The sequence below is a fragment of the Arthrobacter sp. NPDC055138 genome, assembly GCF_053607305.1.
The window spans coordinates 804,335-824,072 of record NZ_JBSGTH010000001.1 but is presented as its reverse complement, the minus strand read 5'-3'; the positions used below and the strand labels follow the sequence as shown (position 1 = coordinate 824,072).

The 19,738-nt window shown below is 67.2% G+C and carries 18 protein-coding genes; 4 read left to right on the top strand and 14 right to left on the bottom strand.

Going from position 1 to position 19,738, the window contains the following annotated elements; genetic code table 11:
* Window positions 1-31 precede the first annotated feature (31 nt).
* The 7 genes from ACWF5H_RS03960 to ACWF5H_RS03930 are packed head-to-tail and all read right to left on the bottom strand — an operon-like array spanning window position 32 to window position 6,751.
* Window positions 32-805 (bottom strand): SGNH/GDSL hydrolase family protein, encoded by a 774-nt coding sequence (locus tag ACWF5H_RS03960; protein WP_452034992.1) that lies wholly within the window; start codon window positions 803-805, stop codon window positions 32-34.
* A gap of 39 nt (window positions 806-844) precedes the next feature.
* Window positions 845-1,183 (bottom strand): YnfA family protein, encoded by a 339-nt coding sequence (locus tag ACWF5H_RS03955; RefSeq protein WP_452034990.1) that lies wholly within the window; start codon window positions 1,181-1,183, stop codon window positions 845-847.
* Window positions 1,184-1,220: 37 nt separating this feature from the next.
* Entirely contained in the window at window positions 1,221-2,576 is a 1,356-nt protein-coding gene (locus ACWF5H_RS03950; RefSeq protein WP_452034988.1) for a transaminase, read from the bottom strand.
* A 31-nt stretch (window positions 2,577-2,607) separates the two neighbouring features.
* On the bottom strand, window positions 2,608-3,405 hold the full coding sequence (locus ACWF5H_RS03945; RefSeq protein ID WP_452034986.1) for an ABC transporter permease: 798 nt from the start codon (window positions 3,403-3,405) through the stop codon (window positions 2,608-2,610).
* A gap of 12 nt (window positions 3,406-3,417) precedes the next feature.
* Window positions 3,418-4,365 (bottom strand): ABC transporter permease, encoded by a 948-nt coding sequence (locus ACWF5H_RS03940; RefSeq protein ID WP_452034984.1) that lies wholly within the window; start codon window positions 4,363-4,365, stop codon window positions 3,418-3,420.
* On the bottom strand, window positions 4,365-5,528 hold the full coding sequence (locus ACWF5H_RS03935; RefSeq protein ID WP_452034982.1) for an ABC transporter ATP-binding protein: 1,164 nt from the start codon (window positions 5,526-5,528) through the stop codon (window positions 4,365-4,367). Before ACWF5H_RS03935 ends, ACWF5H_RS03940 begins: the two co-directional genes overlap by 1 nt.
* Window positions 5,528-6,751 (bottom strand): ABC transporter substrate-binding protein, encoded by a 1,224-nt coding sequence (locus ACWF5H_RS03930; RefSeq protein ID WP_452034980.1) that lies wholly within the window; start codon window positions 6,749-6,751, stop codon window positions 5,528-5,530. Before ACWF5H_RS03930 ends, ACWF5H_RS03935 begins: the two co-directional genes overlap by 1 nt.
* Before the next feature lie 372 nt (window positions 6,752-7,123).
* Here ACWF5H_RS03930 and ACWF5H_RS03925 point away from each other — a divergent pair, with 372 nt between their 5' ends.
* Together ACWF5H_RS03925 and ACWF5H_RS03920 are read left to right on the top strand one after the other, a co-directional pair.
* On the top strand, window positions 7,124-7,618 hold the full coding sequence (locus tag ACWF5H_RS03925) for an Lrp/AsnC family transcriptional regulator (RefSeq protein ID WP_364643487.1): 495 nt from the start codon (window positions 7,124-7,126) through the stop codon (window positions 7,616-7,618).
* Between the two features lie 74 nt (window positions 7,619-7,692).
* Window positions 7,693-9,081 carry an aspartate aminotransferase family protein gene (locus ACWF5H_RS03920; protein WP_452035346.1) on the top strand — a complete coding sequence of 463 codons (1,389 nt, stop codon included), beginning with the start codon at window positions 7,693-7,695 and terminating at the stop codon, window positions 9,079-9,081.
* Between the two features lie 176 nt (window positions 9,082-9,257).
* Here ACWF5H_RS03920 and ACWF5H_RS03915 read toward each other — a convergent pair whose 3' ends face one another.
* From ACWF5H_RS03915 to ACWF5H_RS03890, 6 genes are all read right to left on the bottom strand, one after another.
* Window positions 9,258-9,806, bottom strand: a complete 549-nt coding sequence (locus tag ACWF5H_RS03915) for a hypothetical protein (RefSeq protein WP_364643484.1) — start codon at window positions 9,804-9,806, stop codon at window positions 9,258-9,260.
* A gap of 24 nt (window positions 9,807-9,830) precedes the next feature.
* Entirely contained in the window at window positions 9,831-11,201 is a 1,371-nt protein-coding gene (locus ACWF5H_RS03910) for an NAD(P)/FAD-dependent oxidoreductase (protein ID WP_452035344.1), read from the bottom strand.
* A gap of 67 nt (window positions 11,202-11,268) precedes the next feature.
* Window positions 11,269-12,357, bottom strand: coding sequence for a siderophore-interacting protein (locus ACWF5H_RS03905; protein WP_452034978.1), 1,089 nt, complete (start codon window positions 12,355-12,357; stop codon window positions 11,269-11,271).
* Between the two features lie 131 nt (window positions 12,358-12,488).
* The gene (locus ACWF5H_RS03900; protein ID WP_452034976.1) at window positions 12,489-13,316 is read right to left on the bottom strand and encodes an ABC transporter ATP-binding protein; all 828 of its coding nucleotides are present in this window, start codon (window positions 13,314-13,316) and stop codon (window positions 12,489-12,491) included.
* Entirely contained in the window at window positions 13,317-14,408 is a 1,092-nt protein-coding gene (locus ACWF5H_RS03895) for a FecCD family ABC transporter permease (protein ID WP_452034974.1), read from the bottom strand.
* Window positions 14,409-14,470: 62 nt separating this feature from the next.
* Window positions 14,471-15,454 carry a FecCD family ABC transporter permease gene (locus ACWF5H_RS03890; RefSeq protein WP_452035342.1) on the bottom strand — a complete coding sequence of 328 codons (984 nt, stop codon included), beginning with the start codon at window positions 15,452-15,454 and terminating at the stop codon, window positions 14,471-14,473.
* A gap of 332 nt (window positions 15,455-15,786) precedes the next feature.
* Here ACWF5H_RS03890 and ACWF5H_RS03885 point away from each other — a divergent pair, with 332 nt between their 5' ends.
* Window positions 15,787-16,536, top strand: a complete 750-nt coding sequence (locus ACWF5H_RS03885; protein ID WP_452034972.1) for an alpha/beta fold hydrolase — start codon at window positions 15,787-15,789, stop codon at window positions 16,534-16,536.
* On the opposite strand, the gene ACWF5H_RS03880 is transcribed toward ACWF5H_RS03885, so the two are convergent.
* Window positions 16,533-17,570, bottom strand: a complete 1,038-nt coding sequence (locus tag ACWF5H_RS03880; protein ID WP_452034971.1) for an LLM class flavin-dependent oxidoreductase — start codon at window positions 17,568-17,570, stop codon at window positions 16,533-16,535. The two genes, ACWF5H_RS03885 and ACWF5H_RS03880, sit on opposite strands and share 4 nt — an antisense overlap.
* Before the next feature lie 166 nt (window positions 17,571-17,736).
* Between ACWF5H_RS03880 and ACWF5H_RS03875 the strand changes: the two genes are divergently transcribed.
* Entirely contained in the window at window positions 17,737-19,737 is a 2,001-nt protein-coding gene (locus ACWF5H_RS03875) for an acyl-CoA dehydrogenase family protein (protein WP_452034969.1), read from the top strand.
* Window position 19,738: the final 1 nt, after the last annotated feature.

Here is a 19,738-nt window from a genome sequence, read left to right as displayed (position 1 = left end):
GGCCGCGCATTTTGCCCTGTCCGCCCTTTGTTCAGGCGGTGGCGTGCAGCCCGGTCAACTGGGCGTACTTTGGCGTGAGCGAATCGCCGGAGGAGGTGCCCCGCAGCCGCCGCCCGATCCACGGGCCCAGGTAATCGCGCGCCCAGCGGACGTTGGCCACCATGGCAGCGCGGCGGGAGAGCACCGCCAGGTCCGGCAGCATCGGCAGATCGATCACGTCCTCCGCCTGCAGCAGTTCCAGCACCTTCTTGGCCATCAAGGTGTGGCCCGCGGTGGACATGTGCAGCCGGTCGGCGTCCCAGTAGCGCCAGTCGCGGAATTCGCGCATCCGCCAGTAGTCAACGATTTTCGCTCCGTGCAGGTCGGCAATCTCCCGCACCCATTCGTTGTAGATCGCCGTGCGCCCCCTGGTCTTGCCGAAGACCGCCGAGGCGACGCTGTCAAAGCCGGTGAACAGCACGACGTCGGCGCCGGTGGCAGCCAACTTGGCCACGCCGGCCTCGTAGCCGGCCATCAGGGCGTCGATGTCCACCCGCGGCCGCAGGATGTCATTGCCTCCGGCGTAGAGGGTGACCATGGTCGGCTTGAGCGCGACGGCGGCGTCGACCTGTTCGTCCAGCACCTGGGCAATCTTCTTGCCCCGGATGGCAAGGTTGGCGTAGCCCCAGCCGGAGTCGGCCAGCATGAGCTGCTCGGCCACCCGGTCCGCCCAGCCGCGCACGCCGTTGGGCAAAGTGGGGTCGTAGTCCCCCACCCCTTCGGTGAACGAATCCCCCAGGGACACAAAACGCTTCGTGAATGTCACCGGAACAGATTAACAAAGAACTGCCCCGGCCGCGGCCCGTCAGCTGCCGCTGCGCGGGGCGTACATGATCACTGCGACGCCGGCGAGCGCGATTCCGGCGCCGATGTAATCCCAGCGGTCCGGCTGGAAGCCGTCCAGCAGCATGGCCCAGGCCAGCGATCCCGCGATGAACACGCCGCCGTACGCGGCCAGCACCCGGCCGAAGTTGGCATCCGGCTGCAGCGCGGCAATGAAACCGTACAGGCCCAGTGCCATCACGCCCAGGCCCGCAAACCACCAGGCACGGTCCTCGCGCACGGCCTGCCACACCAGCCACGCGCCGCCGATCTCGGCAACGGCGGCCAGGATAAACAGGATGGCGGATTTAGCGAACGTCATGCAGCCATTGTCCCAAGCCGCCGGCCGGCCCGGCGCGTCAGTTGCCGGTCAGCTCCCGGATGGCTTCTTCGAAGATCCCGTGGTGCCGTTCAACGTCGGCGCTGGTGGTCTGCGGGCACATCAGGGCCATGTTGTGGAACGGGGTGAGCAGGATGCCGCGGTTGGCCAGATACAGGTGCAGGAAGTCTTCCAGCGCAGCGTCGTGGCTGGCCGCCGAATCGGTGCCGTTCCGCGGTGCCGGGCTGGCAAACCGGTACTCTGCACGCGCGCCCAGTTGAGACACCGACCAGGGCAGCGAATAGGCGTCGATTACTCGCTGCACGCCGGCGGCGAACTCCGTGGCCCGGCCGATCATCGATTCAAAGGCCTGGTCCGTCAAGACGTGTTCCAGCGTGGCCCGCATGGCCGCCACGGACAGCGGGTTTCCGGCCAGCGTGCCGCCGACGCCGCCCATGTCCACCAGGTCCAAGTCGGTCCGGCCCAGGGCCCGCTCGGCCAGTTCGGCACTGAGCCCGTAAGCGCCGCACGGAATGCCGCCGCCAATCGATTTCCCGATCACCACGATGTCCGGTTCAAGTTCCCACGCCGCCGTTGCCCCGCCGGGACCGGCGGAGAAGGTGTGCGTCTCGTCGATGATCAGCAGCGTCCCGTGCCGGCGGGTCAGCTCCCGCACACCCTGCAGGTAGCCCGGTTCGGGCAGCACGATGCCGATGTTGGTCAGTGCCGGCTCCATCAGCACCGCCGCCACGTCGCCGCAGGCCAGCTGCCGTTCCAGCGCGGCGAGATCGTTGAACTCCGCCACCCTGCTGGTCTCCGTGACATCCACGGGCGCCCCGACATTGCCCGGCCGGCTCATCCCCTCGCCGTCGGAACCGGCCACGATCAGCGACTCGTCCACCGACCCGTGGTAGCAGTACGGATTGAACAGGATCTTGTCCCGGCCGGTCAGCGCGCGGACGAGCCGGATGGCCCAGCGGTTGGCATCCGTGGCTGTGAGCGAGAAGCTCCAACGTTCCACGCCGAACCGCCGCGCCAGCTCGGCCCCCACCCATTCTGCATCGGCCGTGGGCAGCATGGTGGCCAGTCCGCCGTCGTCGGCAACTCGCCGGATGATGGCGTCGACGGTGGGCTGCGGGGAATGGCCGGCCATCGCGCCGGTGTCCCCCAGCGCGAAATCGACGTACTCCAGCCCATCCACGTCCCACACCCGGCAGCCGCGGGCGCGCTCCAGGTAGATGGGGAAGCCGCCCGCCTTCTTGTTCATCCACGTCATCGGGACCTTGCCGAAGAGGTGGGCGGCGCCGTCGTACAGCGCCTTGGACTGCGGGTGCTTGGCTTCGAAGTCCTGCAGCTCGCGGTCGAACAGCTCGTCCAGCCGGTTCCGGTCGATCATGAAGTACTCCTAGCTACGGGGCGGCGGGGCGTCAGCGGGCGGCCAGCATCTTGCGGCGGCGGTGTGCCAGGATCTGACCGCCGATGACGATCAGCAGCGCGACGATGAACATCGCCGAGCCGATCACATTGGCTTGAGCCGGAATGCCGCGGGTGGCGGCCACGTAGATGAACTTCGGGAAGGTGTCCACGTTGCCGGAGTTGAAGTTGGTGACGATGAAATCGTCGAAACTGATCGCGAAGCTCAGCAGGCCGGCCGCCACGATTCCTGGCAGCAGCAGCGGGAAGGTCACCCGCCAGAACGCCTGCATCGGCGAGGCGTACAGGTCCGCCGCTGCCTCCTCCAGCTTCGGGTCAAGGCTGGCCACCCGGGCCTTGACCGTGACCACCACAAAGGAGATGCAGAAAACGGTGTGCGCAATGATGATGGTTCCCTTGCCCAGCTCCGCGCCCACATTCAGGAACTGCGCCAGCAGCGAAGCGCCGAGGACAACCTCCGGGGTTGCCAGCGGCAGGAAGATCAGCATGTTGGCGGTGGCATTGAACTTGAACCGGTAGCGGACCAGCCCAACGGCGATGGCCGTTCCAAGGACGACGGCGATCAGCGTCGCGGTGGCGCCGATCTGCAGGCTGTTGGCCAGCGCCGAGCAGACTTCCGGGGCGCCGCACGGGTTGCGCCAGTTGTCCCAGGTAAAGCCGCGCCACGTGAGGTTGGTGCGTCCGGCGTCGTTGAAGGAAAACACGAAGACATAGGCGATCGGGACCAGCAGGAAGACGAACGCGAGTCCGCCGATCACCGGGACCACCCAGCGGCCGAGAGAGTTTTTCACCGTGTCTTCCCCCTACAGCAGTTCTTTGGTGCCGAAGCGGCGGACGTAGATGAAGACCAGGGCGAGGATCGCCAGCATCAGCACGAAGGACAGCGCCGAGGCGCCGGGATAGTCGACCACCCGGAAGAACCTGGAGTCCACGACCTGGCCGATCATGGTGGTGTCCCGGTTGTTGCCCAACAGCGCGGCGTTGATGTAGTCGCCGGTAGCGGGAATGAACGTCAACAGCGTTCCGGCGATCACGCCGGGCATCGACAGCGGCAGCGTCACCGTCCGGAAAGTGGTGAAGCCGCTGGCATACAGATCATTGCCGGCCTCGATCAGGCGGATGTCCAGCCGTTCCAGGTTCGCGTAGATGGGCAGGGCCATGAACGGCAGGAAGTTGTAGGTCAGGCCGCAGACCACGGCAAAGGCGGTGGCGGTGAGCCGTCCGTCGTCGGGCAGCAAGGCGAACGTGCGGAGCACGGAAACCACCGGCCCCTCGTCGGCAAGGATCTGCTTCCAGGCCTGCGTGCGCAAGATGAAGCTGGTGAAGAACGGGGCGATGATCAGCACCAGCAGGATGCCGCGCAGCAACGCATGATTGCGCAGCCTGACAGCAATCAGGTAGGCCATCGGATAACCAATCGCCAGCGCCGCAGCCGTCGCGATCAGGGCGAAGCCGAAGGAACGCAGCAGCTCCGGCCAGTAGCTGCCCAGCATCCGCACGTAGTTGTTGAATTCCAGCGCCGGCACAAACTGGCCGATGTCCGCTCCCGGCGGCTTCGCATAGAGCGACGTGGCGAGCAGCGAAAACACGGGCAGCACAAAGAACAGCAGCAGGAACAAGAACCCCGGCAGGATCAGCCAGTACCCCATCCGCCCCCGGCGGCGCTCCGCCTTGAGCTCACCGCTGCCGCGCTCGCCGCCGCGCCGTTTGTCAGGCGCCGGTGCCGCCTCCTCCGTGGCCTGGACGCTCATCAGTCGTCAACCTCGGGCGCCCCGTACTGCGCGTCATCGGCGCCGTCCAGGCCGAAGGCATGCTCGGTGTCCCAACTGAGCACCACGCCGTCGCCCGGCTGGGCCAACTGCTGGCCGTGGTTCTGGCTGAAGACGCCCACGGTGCCGATTCCCGGCACCTCCACCAGGTAATCGGTACTGACCCCCGTGAACGAGGTGTCCAGCACCGTGCCGTGCAGGACGTTGGCCGCATCGGCAGGTGCGTCCTGCGGCCACATCATCCTCAGCTTTTCCGGCCGGATGCCGATCAGGGCCTTTCCCTGGTGTACGGTGGAGCGCTCCTTGAGCACGGCCAGTTTGTTCCCGTTGGCATTGACGACGACGGCGTCGCCGCGGTCCTCCACAATCTCGCCGGCGACCAGATTGGACTTGCCTAGGAAGTTCGCCACGAAGACGGTGCGCGGCAGTTCGTACAGTTCGCGCGGGGCACCCATCTGCTCCACCTTGCCGGCATTCATGACGGCCACGGTGTCCGCCATGGTCATGGCTTCCTCTTGGTCGTGGGTGACGTGCACAAAGGTCAGGCCGACCTCGGTTTGGATCTTCTTCAGTTCCACCTGCATCTGCCGGCGCAGCTTCATGTCCAGGGCACCCAGCGGCTCATCCAGCAACAGCACAGCGGGGTGGTTGACGATCGCGCGCGCCAAGGCCACCCGCTGCTGCTGTCCGCCGGAGAGCTGGGCCGGCCGGCGTGCGGCCAGGTGCGACAGCTCGACCAACTCCAGCGCCGCCTCCGCTTGTGCCCGGGCATCGCGGACCTTGCGCCGCCGGAGCCCGAAGGACACGTTGTCCAGCACGCTCATGTGCGGGAACAGTGCATAGTTCTGGAAAACCGTGTTGACCGGCCGCTGATGGGCGCCGGACCTGCTGATGTCCTTGCCGCCAATGCTGATGGTCCCGGAGGTGGGCTGTTCCAGACCCGCCACCATCCGAAGCGTGGTGGTCTTCCCGCAACCGGAGGGCCCCAGCAAGGCAAAGAACTTCCCTGCCGGGATGGTCAGGTCAAGATCCTCCACCGCCACGAAATCGCCGAACCGCTTGGTGATGGCTCCCAGTACCAGGTCCGCTCCGCTCTCCTCGCCGACGGCGTTGGCGTTCTCAGTCTGCAGGGGTGCTTGAGTCATCAGTTGCCAATCGTCTGCTGGAACCGGTCGCTGAAGTCGGTTTCCTCATCGGCTTCCAGGCTGCGGAACACGCTGACCCGGGCCAGGTCCTCCTCGGACGGGAAGATCAGCGGATTGTCCACGAGTTCCGGATCGATCTTCTCCATGGCCTCCTTGGCACCCTCCACCGGGCAGATGAAGTTGACATAGGCGGCGACGGTCGCTGCGTTCACCGGATCGTAGTAGTAGTCCATCAAGGCTTCGGCATTCTTCTTATGCGGCGATCCGATTGGCACCATCAGATTGTCCGACCACAGGGTGCCGCCGCCTTCCGGAATGGCGAACTCCCACTTGTCGCCTTCCTCGAAGTTCAACTGGGTGATGTCGCCGGACCAGCAGATCACTGCGAGGGCGTCGCCGGAAATCAGGTCTTCCTTGTAGGAGTTGCCCTTGACCTGCCGGATCTGGCCGCTGGAAATCTGCTTCTGCAGCACCTCCAGCGCGGCGTCGTACTCGTTCGCGCCCCAGGAGCCGGAGATGTCCACGCCGTTCTCCATCATCAGCAGGCCCATCGTGTCCCGCATTTCGTCCAGCACCTCCACGCGGCCCTTGAGCTCCGGTTTCCACAAGTCGGCAACGGTCTTCAGCCCGCCCGGAACGGCTTCCTTGTTCCAGGCGATGCCTGCGTAGCCGGACTGCCAGGTCAGCGAATTTTTCCGGCCTGGATCGAAGTCCACATCCTGGAGGGGCTTCAGCAGATTGGCCATGTTGGGGATGTTTGCGTGGTCCAGTTCCTGCGTATAACCCAGCCGGATCAGGCGCGCGGCCATCCAGTCGGTCAGCGTGACGATGTCCTGTCCGATGTCCTGTCCGGCAGCCAGCTGGCCCTGGACCTTGCCGAAGTAGGTGTCATTGCCGTCGATGTCCTCGGAGTACGAGGCCTTGATGCCGCTCTTCTGACTGAAGGCCTCGAGGGACGGGTACGTCTGGTTGGAATCGTCGTAGTCCAGGTACAGGGTCCAGTTGGCCCAGTTGACTGTCTTTTCCTGGTCCGAGAGGTCTTCCGCCGGCGTCAGTCCACCCGCAGCGCTGGTATTCGACGAGCTGCCGGTGCCGCCGGTGCCGCACGCGGCCAGCAGCCCGGCCAAGGTGAGTCCTCCGGCGCCCATGAGTACGTTGCGGCGGGACATCTGCGCGGCAATGAGGCTGCGCAGGCGTGGGTCTTCAGGTAGTCGTCTCGGCATCTGATGCTCCCCAGTCGTCGGAGTGGACCTCGGTGCGTTGATACTCCCAGACACCGGAGGGCCCGACAATAGTTTCAGTTGTAAATTTTTGGTTACACGACGGAATCCGAAGCGGATCACGCGCCTTGGTTTGCGATTGCTCCGACCCTGCCCGATGCACCCGCGAAGTATGCACCGCTGGACCGGACTGCCTGCAGCAGAAAAGGCCTGTGATCCGCTTCACATCAGATAGTAGCCGCAAGAAGTTCGTATTTCGATAGCTGCAGCTGCATATTTTTTCGAATCCACTACTTGCGCAAGCCGCAGACAACGGATTCAATAGCAAGCAATCCCGCCGATGGCGGAGATCCGTTTCACAGGAGGTGGATACGCTTGACCTTGCTCCCCGGTGCCGGGCACGGCCACAACGGCAACTCCCACAGCGCTGCGGTTGACGAGGTCTCCAAGGCTATCATCGAGCAATTGCAGGAGGACGGCCGCCGCTCTTACGCTGCCATCGGAAAGGCCATTGGCCTCTCCGAAGCGGCGGTGCGGCAGCGCGTGCAGAAGCTGACCGATGCCGGCATCGTGCAGATCGTTGCGGTGACCAACCCGCTGCAGTTGGGCTTCGCCCGGCAGGCCATGCTGGGCATCAAGACCGCCGCCGACCTGCTGGAGGTGTCGGACAAGATCGCCGCACTGGACCAGGTGGACTACTGCCTGGTCACCGCCGGGTCCTTCGACATTCTGGCCGAAGTCATTTGCGAAAACGACCAGGATTTGCTGCGGCTGGTCAACCAGATCCGCGGCATTCCCGGCGTCCTGAGCACTGAAACATTCATGTACCTCTCGCTGCGCAAGCAGGAATACAACTGGGGAACCCGATGACACAAACATCCGCATCGCCAAGCACCAGCATTCCGGGCCAAGGCACACCGGCCGGGACCACCACCGACGCCCCGATGCGCCGGACGTACACCACACCGATGGGAACGGACCGCCAGCAGGCTGCCCGGGACCATTTGTGGATGCACATGGCCCGGCATTCGCCGCTGGCCGCCGGCGGCAACGTCCCGGTGATCACCCGCGGCGAAGGCCACCTCATCTACGATGACCAGGGCCGCGAGTACATTGACGGCCTCGCCGGGCTCTTCGTGGTGCAGGTGGGCCACGGCCGCGAAGAACTGGCCCAGGCCGCCGCCCGCCAGGCCAAGGAACTGGCCTTCATGCCGCTATGGTCCTACGCCCACCCGGCCGCCATCGAACTGGCGGAGCGCCTTGCCCACCATGCCCCGGGCGACCTGAACCGTGTCTTCTTCACCACCGGCGGCGGCGAAGCGGTGGAATCGGCGTGGAAGCTGGCCAAGCAGTACTTCAAGCTGCAGGGCAAACCCAACAAGACCAAGGTGATCTCCCGTGCCGTCGCCTACCACGGCACTCCGCAGGGCGCGCTCTCCATCACCGGTATCCCGGATATGAAGGCGCCGTTCGAACCGCTGGTCCCCGGCGCCTTCCGCGTTCCCAACACCAATCAGTACCGCGCACCGGCCGGATTGGAAGACCCGAAGGCGTTCGGCCGCTGGGCTGCCGACCGGATCGGCGAAGCCATTGAGTTCGAGGGTCCGGACACCGTGGCCGCAGTGTTCCTGGAACCCGTGCAGAACTCGGGCGGCTGCTTCCCGCCGCCGCCCGGCTACTTCGAGCGGGTGCGCGAAATCTGCGATGAGTACGACGTCCTGCTGGTGTCCGACGAGGTCATCTGCGCGTTCGGCCGGATCGGTTCCATGTTCGCCTCCACCGATTTCGACTACGTGCCGGACATGATCACCTGCGCCAAGGGGATGACCAGCGGTTACTCCCCGATCGGCGCGATGATCGCTTCCGATCGGCTGTTCGAACCGTTCAAGCACGGCGACACCACGTTCTACCACGGCTACACTTTCGGCGGGCACCCGGTTTCCGCCGCCGTCGCGATGGCCAACCTGGACATCTTCGAGCGCGAGGGCCTCAACAACCACGTCAAGGAGAACGCCCCGGCCTTCCGCAAGACCTTGGAGAAGCTGCTGGACCTGCCGATCGTCGGCGATGTCCGGGGCGAGGGCTACTTCTACGGCATCGAACTGGTCAAGGACAAGGCCACCAAGGAAACGTTCAACGACGAAGAATCTGAGCACCTGCTGCGCGGCTACCTGTCCAACGCGCTGTTCGACGCCGGCCTGTACTGCCGCGCCGACGACCGCGGCGACCCCGTGGTCCAGCTGGCACCGCCGCTGACCGTGGGCCAGCGCGAGTTCGACCAGATTGAACAGATCCTGCGCTCCGTGCTGGTGGAGGGGATGAACCACCTCTGACCAGCGCCCCTTGGCCCCCAAGGGGCGGGATCTCCAGCGGCCGGATCTCCACGCGGCCGGTTCTCCACGCGGCCGCGAACGGCCTTGGTCGATCACCGGGCCTTGGCCGATCACCGGGACCTTGGAATGAGAAGGCGGCGGGCGGCCGGCTCACAGCCGGCCACCCGCCGTCGTTGTTAAACTTCGCCGCGGACCTGGCGCAGCCATACGCGCCGCGCGTCCAAATACGGTTCGATGTTGTCCACTCTCTGCAGCGCCACCTGGTCCGGGTCGAGCCCGGCCGCCTCGATCATGATGCCGTAGCCGTCACGCTCGGCGCCGGCCCACCATTTGCCGCCTTCCTGCCAGAGCGCAAACTCCACCTCGTCGCCGTCGACGGCGATGCCCACCATCCTCGGTTCCTGGAGCTCCAGCTCGTTGAGTTTCTGCCGGAACGAGTCCTTGTCCGGCACCATCGGTCCCGCCCCCAGCCGCATCGTTCGGATGCTCTGGTTCACGCCGTGCACGGTGGTCAGGACCTGGGCATGGGGCAGGCCCAGTCCCGGATCGCCGTGCAGCAGCCCGTGCGGGCCGTTATCTTCAATCCATTCCCCCACCATGACGGGGCCGTTCCACTGGGCGAGGGCGAAACAGGGCAGCTCGGGGAAGGTCTCCCGGATGCGCTGTTCACCTTCGGCCACCATGGCCCAGAACCCGTCCGGTTCCACCTGTCCGTCAACGTCCATAAACTCAGTATGGCAGCGGCGGGGTCAGCCGCGCCCGGAAACTTTATCCGCCACCCGGGCAATCAGCGAGGTGGATTCCAGCCGGCCGTCCTCGGCGCGGTCGGCCGCGTGGTAGGCGGCATACATGGCCTGGACGGCGATCCAGCGCAGCGGTTCCACCTCCCAGCGGCGCACCTTCCGGTTGACCCACGGCATCCGCGTCAGTTCGCTGTCCGGATCGACGATGAGGTCGCGCAGGGTGCGGGCGGCCAGGTTGGTGGCGGCGACGCCGGTGCCCACGTAGCCGCCGGCCCAGCCCAGCCCGGTCTGCGGGTCCAGGCCGACCGTGGCCTTCCAATCACGCGGGACGCCCAGCACGCCGGACCAGGCATGCTCAAGGCGGGCGGAACGGGTGGCCGGGAACATCGAATGCAGGATAGCGGCCAGCTGCGCGACGGTTTTCGGCTGCGTGGCGCCGTCCGTGTCCAGGGCGGAGCCGTACCGATAGGGCACGCCCCGGCCGCCGAGCGCAATCCGTCCGCCCGCGGTGCGCTGGGCGTACATGTAGGCGTGGGCCATATCGCCCAGGGCTTCTGCCTGGTCCCAGCCGATCTCCGCCCAGACGTCCTCCGGCAGCGGTTCGGTGACAATCAGCGACGAGTTCATCGGCAGCCAGTCCCGGTGCGCCGATTTCAGCCCCGCGGTGAACCCTTCGGTGGCGCGCAGGATGTACCGCGCGTGGACGGTCCCGCGGGCTGTGCGGGCTTGGCCGGGCAGGATCTCGGTGACGGTGGTTCCTTCGTACAGCCGCACCCCCCTCCGCCGGACGGCGTCGGCCAGCCCGCGGACCAGCTTGGCCGGCTGGATCCGCGCGCAGTGCGGCTGGAACAGCGAACCGACTGCCCGCTCGACCCGGATCCGCCGGTTGGTCTCCGTCCCGTCCAGCAGCCGGGCGCCGGCCTCCGGCCAGACCGACTCGGCCGCCGCCCACTCCTGCAGCCGCTGAAGCTGCGCCGCATTCCGGGCCACGATCAGTTCGCCGCCCTTGTAGATGTCCGCGTCGATGCCTTCGGCGGCGGCCACCCGGATGACCTCGTCCACGGTCTGGTTCAGCAGTGTCTGGAACCGGCCGGTCAGCTCGCGGCCATGGCTGGCGGCGTAGCCGTCGCGCCCTCCGGTCATGCTGTTTGTCAGCCAGCCGCCGTTGCGACCCGACGCCCCGAAGCCCGCGAAGCGGCTCTCCAACACCACCACGTCAAGATCCGGCCGCGCCTGCTTCAGGTAGTAGGCCGTCCACAGCCCGGTGTAACCCGCGCCGACCACGGCGACGTCCGCCGTCGTGCTCTCCGTCAGTGCCGGGCCGGGCTCGGGCAGCCCGCCGTTGGCATACCAAAAAGACACTTCGCCGTTGACAATCGCCACACCAACTCCTTGTCCCGGCCGCCGGAGCAGCGGCCCGCTAGGGACAGGCTAATGGCAACCGCTACAGTTCGGCTTTACCGGCCCGCCAGTACCCCATGAAGGCCACCTGCTTGCGGTCCACGCCCACGTCCCGGACCAGGTAGCGCCGGAGCTCACGGATCACCGCCGCCTCACCGGCTATCCAGGCGTAGAACGGCCGGGTGGAACCGGTGGTGGTCTCCCACAGGATCGACTGGTCCACATCCACCTCCTCGGGGTCCTCCCCCGCCACCGGGGCCAGCCCTGCCCCGGGAACAACGACGGCGGTGCGTACCGCCTCGTCCAGCAGCTCGCCGTGCGGGCGGTCGCCTCGCGCCAGCCAGGCAATCTGCACGTCTGCGGCCGAACGGATGTCCTGGAAGTCTGCAGGGTCGGGCACCTCGAGCACGGCGTTGCCGGTCATGTCTTCCGGGAGGCTCTCCAGGATGGCCGCGATGGCCGGCAACGCGGTTTCGTCGCCGGCCAGCAGCACGTGGGAGGCCAGTCCGGGACGCCACTCGATGCCGCCGTAGGCTTTCGCCGTCGCGCACTTGGCGGCCTCGACGTTCGGGCCAATGATGGTGACTTCGTCGCCCGGGACGGCGGCCGCCGCCCAGCACGATGCCGGCCCGCCGTTGCCCTCGGCGTCGAAATGCAGCACAAAGTCAACGTCCAGTTCGGCACCGAGGTTGCCGGCCGCCGGACGGAACTCCCGGACCGTGTAGGTGCGCATTGAACCGCGTTCGGCCGGGTCCATTGCCAGCCATTGCTGGTACCAGCCGCCGCCCAGTTCCACCGCCGTGTCCGTGTTGGTCCCACCGCCCGGCACGCCGTTGGTCGAGCCCACCCCGTTGATCGAGCCCACCCCGTTGATCGAGCCCACCCCGTTGATCGAGCTTGTCGAGACCCCAAACGGAGGCAACGGGAGCCGTCGGCCATCCGCGCCGAGCGACGGGATCATCACCTTGATGCGCAGGTCCAGCGTCGGCCCGTCCACGCCGAAGCGCCGCAGCGATTCGCCGGAGAACGTGATCCGCCGATAGCTCGGCGAGAGCTCCTCCACCCGGCTGACGGCAACGCCGAAGGCCAGCACCGGCACCACCGCGGACGTTTCAGTTGCTACAGCAGTCATCGTGCTCCGTTCTCCGTTTCTATTTCATCGACTATTCAGCAGTCGCCCGTTTCAGCTCTGGGAAGGGCGGCTGCTGAATAGTCATTTGTCCGTGCGGGTGCGGGCGGTTGCGCCCAGGCGTGTCCGTGCGCTCATGCCGCGGACTCCTTGACAGCGGGGGCGGCCGGGACCTCGCAGTGGTGCCGTCCCACTGGGACCACCATCGGCGTGCCGGAGACCGGATCCGGGATCACCCGTGACTCCAGCCCGAACACCGCGTGCACCAACTCCGCGGTGACCACCTGGGCAGGCGCGCCCTCGGCCACCACCTGGCCGGACTTCATCGCCACCAGGTGGTCGGCGTAGCGGGCGGCCAGGTTCAGGTCGTGCAGCACAATGGCCACCGAGGTGCCGCGGCGCCGGTTCAGGTCGGTGATCAGGTCCAGCACTTCCACCTGGTGCGACACGTCCAGGAAGGTGGTCGGCTCGTCCAGCAGCAGCACGTCGGTCTGCTGCGCCAGCGCCATCGCAATCCAGACCCGCTGCCGCTGCCCGCCGGAGAGTTCGTCCACGTTCCGCTCACCCAGTTCCAAGGTGTCGGTCGCCGCCAAAGCCGCGTTCACGGCGTCGTCGTCCTCCCGTGTCCACTGCCGGAACCAGCCCTGGTGCGGATACCGGCCCCGGCCCACCAGTTCCGCCACCGTGATTCCCTCCGGCGCGGCCGGGCTCTGCGGCAGTAGGCCCAGCACCTTGGCCACCTCGCGGGTGGACTGCCGGTGGATGTCCTTGCCGTCCAGCAGCACCGATCCGCCGGCCGGCTTCAGCAGCCGAGCCAGCCCGCGCAGTAGCGTGGACTTGCCGCAGGCGTTGGCCCCGACAATGATCGTCACCTTGCCCTCGGGCAGCCGGATGGTCAGGTCCTGCACCACCGTGCGCTGGTCGTACGCCAGCGTGAGATTCCGGGATTCGAGCGTACGCACTTAGCCTCCTTGGCCTCGGCGGTTGGTGCTGACCAGCAGCCAGAGCAGGAACGGCGCGCCGAGCGCACCGGTCACCACTCCCACCGGCAGCGTCGTGCCGCTGGTCAGATACATCGGAATGAGGTTGGCCGCGGCAAAATCGGCGGCCAGCACGATCACGGCGCCCACCAGCGCCGCCGCCGGCAGCGATGCCGCACCGCCCAGCAACCGGCGGGCGATCGGACCGGACAGGAACGCGATAAATGCCACCGGCCCCGCCGCGGCGGTGGCGACGGCGGCCAGCAGCACCGCCACCACCAGCAGGCCCAGCCGGGCCGGGACCACGCGGACGCCCAGCGCCGCCGCGGTGTCGTCGCCCATTTCCAGGCCGCGCAGGCTGCGCGCCAGCAGCACCACCGCTACCACCAACACAGCCAGTCCGGCCACCAGCACCACGGCGCGGTCCCAGTTGCTGGAGTTCAGCGAGCCGTTCAACCAGACCAGTGCGCCCTGCGCGGTGCGGATATCCGTGCGGGTTAACAGGTAGCTGACCACGGCCTGCAGCACCGCCGCGAAGCCAATGCCCACCAGGATCAGCCGCGAACCGGCAGCGCCGGAGACGGTGGCGGACCGGTAGGAAATCGCGTAGATCCCGACCGCCACCACCAGCGCACCGGCCATCGCGGCGGCCGAGACGGCAAGGCCGGCCGCGCCGAAGACCACAATCGCGGTCACCGCGGAGGCGCTGGCACCGTAGCTGATGCCGATGATGTCCGGGCTGGCCAGCGGATTGCGCAGCATGGTCTGGAAAATGCTGCCGGACAAACCGAACGCCAGCCCCACCAGCAGCCCGATCACGGCCCGCGGCAGCTTGTGCTCCATCACAATGAAGCTGGCGCCGGGAATCTGCTCGCCGGCCAGCAGCCGGAAGAAGTCCGGAACGGTCACGGTGTAGCTGCCCAGCAGCACGTTGACAAAGAACAGTACGACGACGGCGCCCGCCAGGGTGCCGAGGACCGCCCGGCGCCGGCGGGAGCGGCCCGCCCTGTTTGGCACCGTCCGCCGACCGCCGTCCTCGCGAGGGCGGGGTATTTCGTCGAGGGCACCGTCCATGGATGGTGCCCTCGACGATAAACCCTGCCCGGGGTGATCTACGCGCGAAAGCTCCAGTTTGCTCACAGGCCGGCCGCCTTCCGCCGCCGCACCAGCCAGATGAACACGGGTGCGCCGATGACCGCGGTGGTGATGCCGGCCTCGATCTCGCCCGGCGGCGCCACGAACCGGCCCACCACGTCGGCCGCCACCAGCAGCACGGGGGCCAGCAGCATGGAGTAGGGCAGAATCCATCGGTAGTCGGGGCCGGTCAGTGCGCGCACCATGTGCGGGATGACCAGGCCGACAAAGGCGATTGGGCCGGCAATGGCGGTGGCCGCGCCGCAGAGGATCACCACGCCGAGCGCAGTGACTGCGCGTGACAGTGCCACCTTTTGGCCGAGGCCGCGGGCCACGTCGTCGCCCAGCGAGAGATTGTTCAGGATCCGCCCGGTGAACAGCGTCAGCACCAAGCCCAAAGCAATGAACGGGGCAACCTGGCCGATCAGGTCCCAGCCGCGGCCGGAGACGGATCCCACCTGCCAGTACCGAAAACCTTCAAGGGTGTCCTGGTTGGTGACCAGCACGGAAAACATCAGCGAGCTCAGCCCGGCCGACAGCGCCGCACCGGCCAGCGCCAGCTTGACCGGCGTGGCCCCTTCCCTGCCCATGCTGGCGACGCCGTAGACCAGCACGGCGGCGAGCGCGGCGCCGGCGAAGGCGAACCAGATGTAGCCGGACAGTTGGGTGACGCCGAACAGGAAGATGCCGGCGACCACCGCGAGCGCGGCACCGGCATTCACGCCCAGGATGCCCGGATCCGCCAGCGGGTTGCGCGCCACGCCCTGCATGGCGGCACCGGCCACACCCAGGGCAGCGCCCACCAGCAGGCCCGTGACGGTGCGCGGGATGCGTGAATGCACCACGGCGTGGTCGCCATTGGAGGGGTCGAAGCCGGTGAAGGCCTGGACGAAGGTCTCCAGGCTAATCGGACGGGCGCCCAGGGCCAGCGAGGCAAAGCAGACCACGGCCAGCACCACCAAAGCGGCCGGAATGCCGACCAGCATCCTGCGGGTATTCCGCCGTCCGGCACCGGGAGACGAAGCCTGCCGCCCGCTTCCGATCCTGCTGGCGGGGGTGCGGGTGCTGGGTGCACGGGCGCCTGGCGCGAGGCCGGTGGAGCCACCGGGTCGCTGCTGCTGGGAAGCCGCTGCTGCCGCCAGATCAGCTGGCACGCGCACCCCCCTTTGAGCCGAAACAAAGCAACTCAGGTAAGGCTAGCCTATGCTTCCGCAGATTAAGAAACGCTTTGGTGCCCTATTTGCCGGCCCGTAAGCCGTCTCGGCGGCGCCTGCCTGTTCCACCTCGGCCGCGGCTCCGGCCCGTGCATAATCAAGTCATGCCACACCCCATCGTCCTGCTCCACGGCTGGGCCTGCTCCGCCGCGTACTGGAAACCGCTGGCGGACCGGCTCTCCGCCGGCGGCCGCACGGTGGTGGCCGCTGACCTGCCCGGCTACGGCAGCGACCCTCGCGCGGACTTCGACTGGACGGTGGAGAACGCCGCCACCGCCCTGGCCGAACAAATGGCCAGTCAATTCGGCGGTGGGCCCGCACACTGGGTGGGGCATTCGCTGGGCGGCAGCATTGCTGCCACTATCGCGGCACGCTTCCCGCGCACGACGGCGTCGCTCACCTTGGTGGGGATGGTTCCGGTGGCACCGTCGGCAGCAACCGTCGACAAGCTGACCCGGCTGTTCGGCGGATTGTCCGATCCGGCAGCCGGCCTGGCAGCCGGCGAGGAACTGCTGGGCGCGTGGTTTCGGGGCGGCACCGAGCCGCAAGGCGACGACCGCGTAACGTTCCTGGCCGCCTTGAGGCGGGACCCCGCCGTCGTCCGCCGCAGCCTGCAGGCCGGAGTGACCGGCGCGGCACCAGAGGTGGCGCAGCTGGTCTCGGCCCCCACTCTGGTGGTAACCGGCACGCGGGATCCCACCCGGCCGGCCGCCGCCGTCGCGGATTTCCTGGCCATGCACCCGACTTGGCGGCACACCTCAGTGCCGGATGCCGGGCACATGGTGCATTGGGAGCGGCCGGGCACCTGCGCCGAGGCGATCCTGCGGCATGTTGAGGCCGCAGAGAACGGCTAGGGGCGTTTGGCCGGATGGGTTTCGCGCTGGACCACCGGCATGACTTCGGTGGCGAGCAGTTCGATGGAACGGGCGGTGTCCGCGAACGGGAGTCCGCCCAGGCCCACCTGCGCCATGTAGCGGTCGTGGCCGAACAACTGGTACTGCTCCATGATCTTGTCGATCACTTCCTGCGGGCTGCCGGCCAAGAGTCCGCCGCCCGGGCCGGCCCACGCCTCGAAGGTCTCGCGCGGGAAATGCCCGGCGGGCCGCGGCATGTTCTGCTCGAAGTAGGAGCGGTAGTACGGGTAGAACGTGTCGCGCGCCTGTTGGGAGGTGGGTGCCACGAAGAAGTGGCCGCCCGTGCCCACCGGCAGCGTGGCCGGGTCGTGCCCGTGCGCGGCGGCGGATTCGCGGTAGTACTCAATGTGCCGGGTGAAGTGCTGGGGCCCGGAGAGCAGCGCCAAGTACAGCGGCAGGCCCAGCCGGCCGGCGCGTTCGAAGGAGGAGGGCGTGCCGCCCACGCCGACCCAGACCGGCAGTTTCTCCTGCAGCGGCCGCGGCACCACGTCCATGCCGCGGATGCTGTGGTGGTGCGTTCCGTTCCAGCTCAGGTTCTCCTGCTCGCGGGCGGCCAGCAGCAGCTGCAGCTTCTCTTCAAACAGGCCGTCGTAATCGGCAGTGTCGTAGCCGAACAGCGGATACGACTCGGTGAAGGCCCCGCGGCCGGCGATGATTTCCGCCCGGCCACCGGAGAGCAGGTCCAGCGTGGCGAACTGTTCGAACAGCCGCACCGGGTCCTGGGTGGACAGCACCGTGACGGCGGTGGCCAGGCGCAGCGAGGTGGTCTCGCGGGCGATGGCGGCCAGCACCACTTCGGGGGCCGAGATGGCGAAATCCTTGCGGTGGTGCTCACCGAGACCGAGGAAGGAGATGCCCGCCTGATCGGCGATCTTCGCCAGCTGGACCAGCTCCTCCAGCCGCTGCCGGGGCGACAACGCCTCACTGTCCGGGCCGTGTGTCAGTTCGCCGAAGGTGAAGATGCCGAAGTCCATGAGTGCTCCCGGGGTCGCGTGCAGTGTTCCATTAGTTGAAGCTTCAGGTAATCCGGGATATTCCCGCAGGCCGAAAAAGACCCTCGGCAAAAGAGCTACCGGGAAGTAACATGAGGGGACAGCACAGGGCCTGAAGCCCGGCAGGCCCGCGTCGAAGGGGACTGCCATGAGCGCCGAGACCGATCAGAAAAAAGCCAGCGCCGCCCAGGACGCCGCCGCCGGACCGTTGCCGGCAGAGGCAGGCACGGCCGGCCCGGCGGAGACCAGCGAACGGGACGCCCGCGAACTCGCCGAAGCGTCGCGCGAAACGGAATGGACCCGGCCGAGCTTCGCCAAGGGCCTCTACATGGGCCGGTTCGATCTCGACCTGATCCACCCGTATCCGCTGCCGACCCCGTCCGAGCGTGAGGCCGGCGAGTCGTTCCTGGCGACGCTGGAGGAGTACGCCCGCAGCATGGACGGCGGCCGGATAGAACGCGACGCGAAAATCCCGGACGAATACATCGCCGGCTTGGCCAAACTGGGGACCTTCGGCATGAAGATCCCGGTCGAATATGGCGGCCTGGGGCTGTCACTGCTCTATTACGGCCGCGCCCTGATGCTGCTCGGATCCGTCCATCCTTCGCTCGGGGCGCTGCTCTCGGCCCACCAGTCCATCGGCGTTCCCGAGCCGGTCAAGGTGTTCGGCAACGAGGAGCAAAAGCGCGAGTACCTGCCCCGCTGCGCGGCCGGCGCCGTGACCGCCTTCCTGCTGACCGAACCCGACGTCGGCTCCGACCCGGCGCGGCTCGGAACCACCGCCACTCCCACCGAGGACGGCGAGGCTTACCTGCTCAACGGCAGCAAACTCTGGACCACCAACGGCGTGATTGCGGAACTGGTGGTGGTGATGGCCAAGGTCCCGGAGCATGACGGCCAGCACGGCGGCATCTCGGCGTTCGTGGTGGAAGCCGACTCCCCCGGCATCACGGTGGAAAACCGCAACGCTTTCATGGGCCTCAAGGGCATCGAAAACGGCGTGACCCGGTTCGACAACGTCCGTGTCCCCGCGGCCAACCGGCTGGGCCGCGAAGGCCAGGGCCTGAAAATCGCTTTGACCACGCTGAATACCGGCCGCCTCTCCATCCCCGCACTGTGCGCGGCCGGCGGCAAATGGTCGCTGAAGATCGCCCGGGAATGGTCCAACGCCCGCGTGCAATGGGGCAAGCCCGTCGGCAAGCATGAGGCAGTCAGCAAGAAGATCGCCTTCATCGCAGCCGGCTCTTTCGCTCTCAACGCCGTCTTCGAACTGTCTGCCGGACTTGCCGACGCCGGCATGAAGGACGTCCGGATTGAGGCAGCGCTGGCCAAGCTCTGGTCCAGCGAATTCGCTTACAAAATTGCCGACGAATTGGTCCAGATCCGCGGCGGCCGCGGTTTTGAGACCGCCGATTCGCTGGCTGCCCGCGGTGAACGCGCCGTGCCGGCCGAGCAACTGCTGCGCGACCTGCGGATCAACCGGATTTTCGAAGGCTCCACCGAAATCATGCATCTGCTGATTGCCCGCGAGGCAGTGGATGCGCACTTGTCCGCCGCCGGAGACTTGGCCTCGGCCGACGCCGATCTCCAGGCCAAGGCAAAAGCGGCCATGGGCGCCAGCGGTTTCTACGCCAAATGGCTGCCTCAACTGCTCGCCGGCCAAGGCATGAACCCCACGGCTTATAAAGACTTCGGCCTGCTGGCAAAGCACCTGCGCTACATCGAGCGCTCTTCCCGCCGGCTGGCCCGGCAGACCTTCCTCGGCATGGGCCGATGGCAGGCGGGGCTGGAGAAGCGGCAGGCGTTCCTGGGCCGGATCGTGGATATCGGCGCCGAGCTCTTCGCCATGGCCGCCAGCTGCAGCCATGCCGAGATGCTGCGCGGCCAGGACCAGGCACAAGGCAAGGCAGCGTACCAGCTGGCTGATGCCTTTTGCCTCCAGTCCAGGGAGCGGATCCACCAGCTCTTCGGCGAACTGTGGCGCAATTCGGACGCCAGCGACGGCAAACTTGCCTCTCGCGTGCTGGCCGGCGACTACATCTGGTTCGAAGCCGGCGTCCTGGATCCTTCCGAGGGCACCGGACCGTGGATCTCGGAGCGCCCAACCGGGGTCTCCAGCAAGGAGAACCTGCACCGCGCCTACCGCTGAT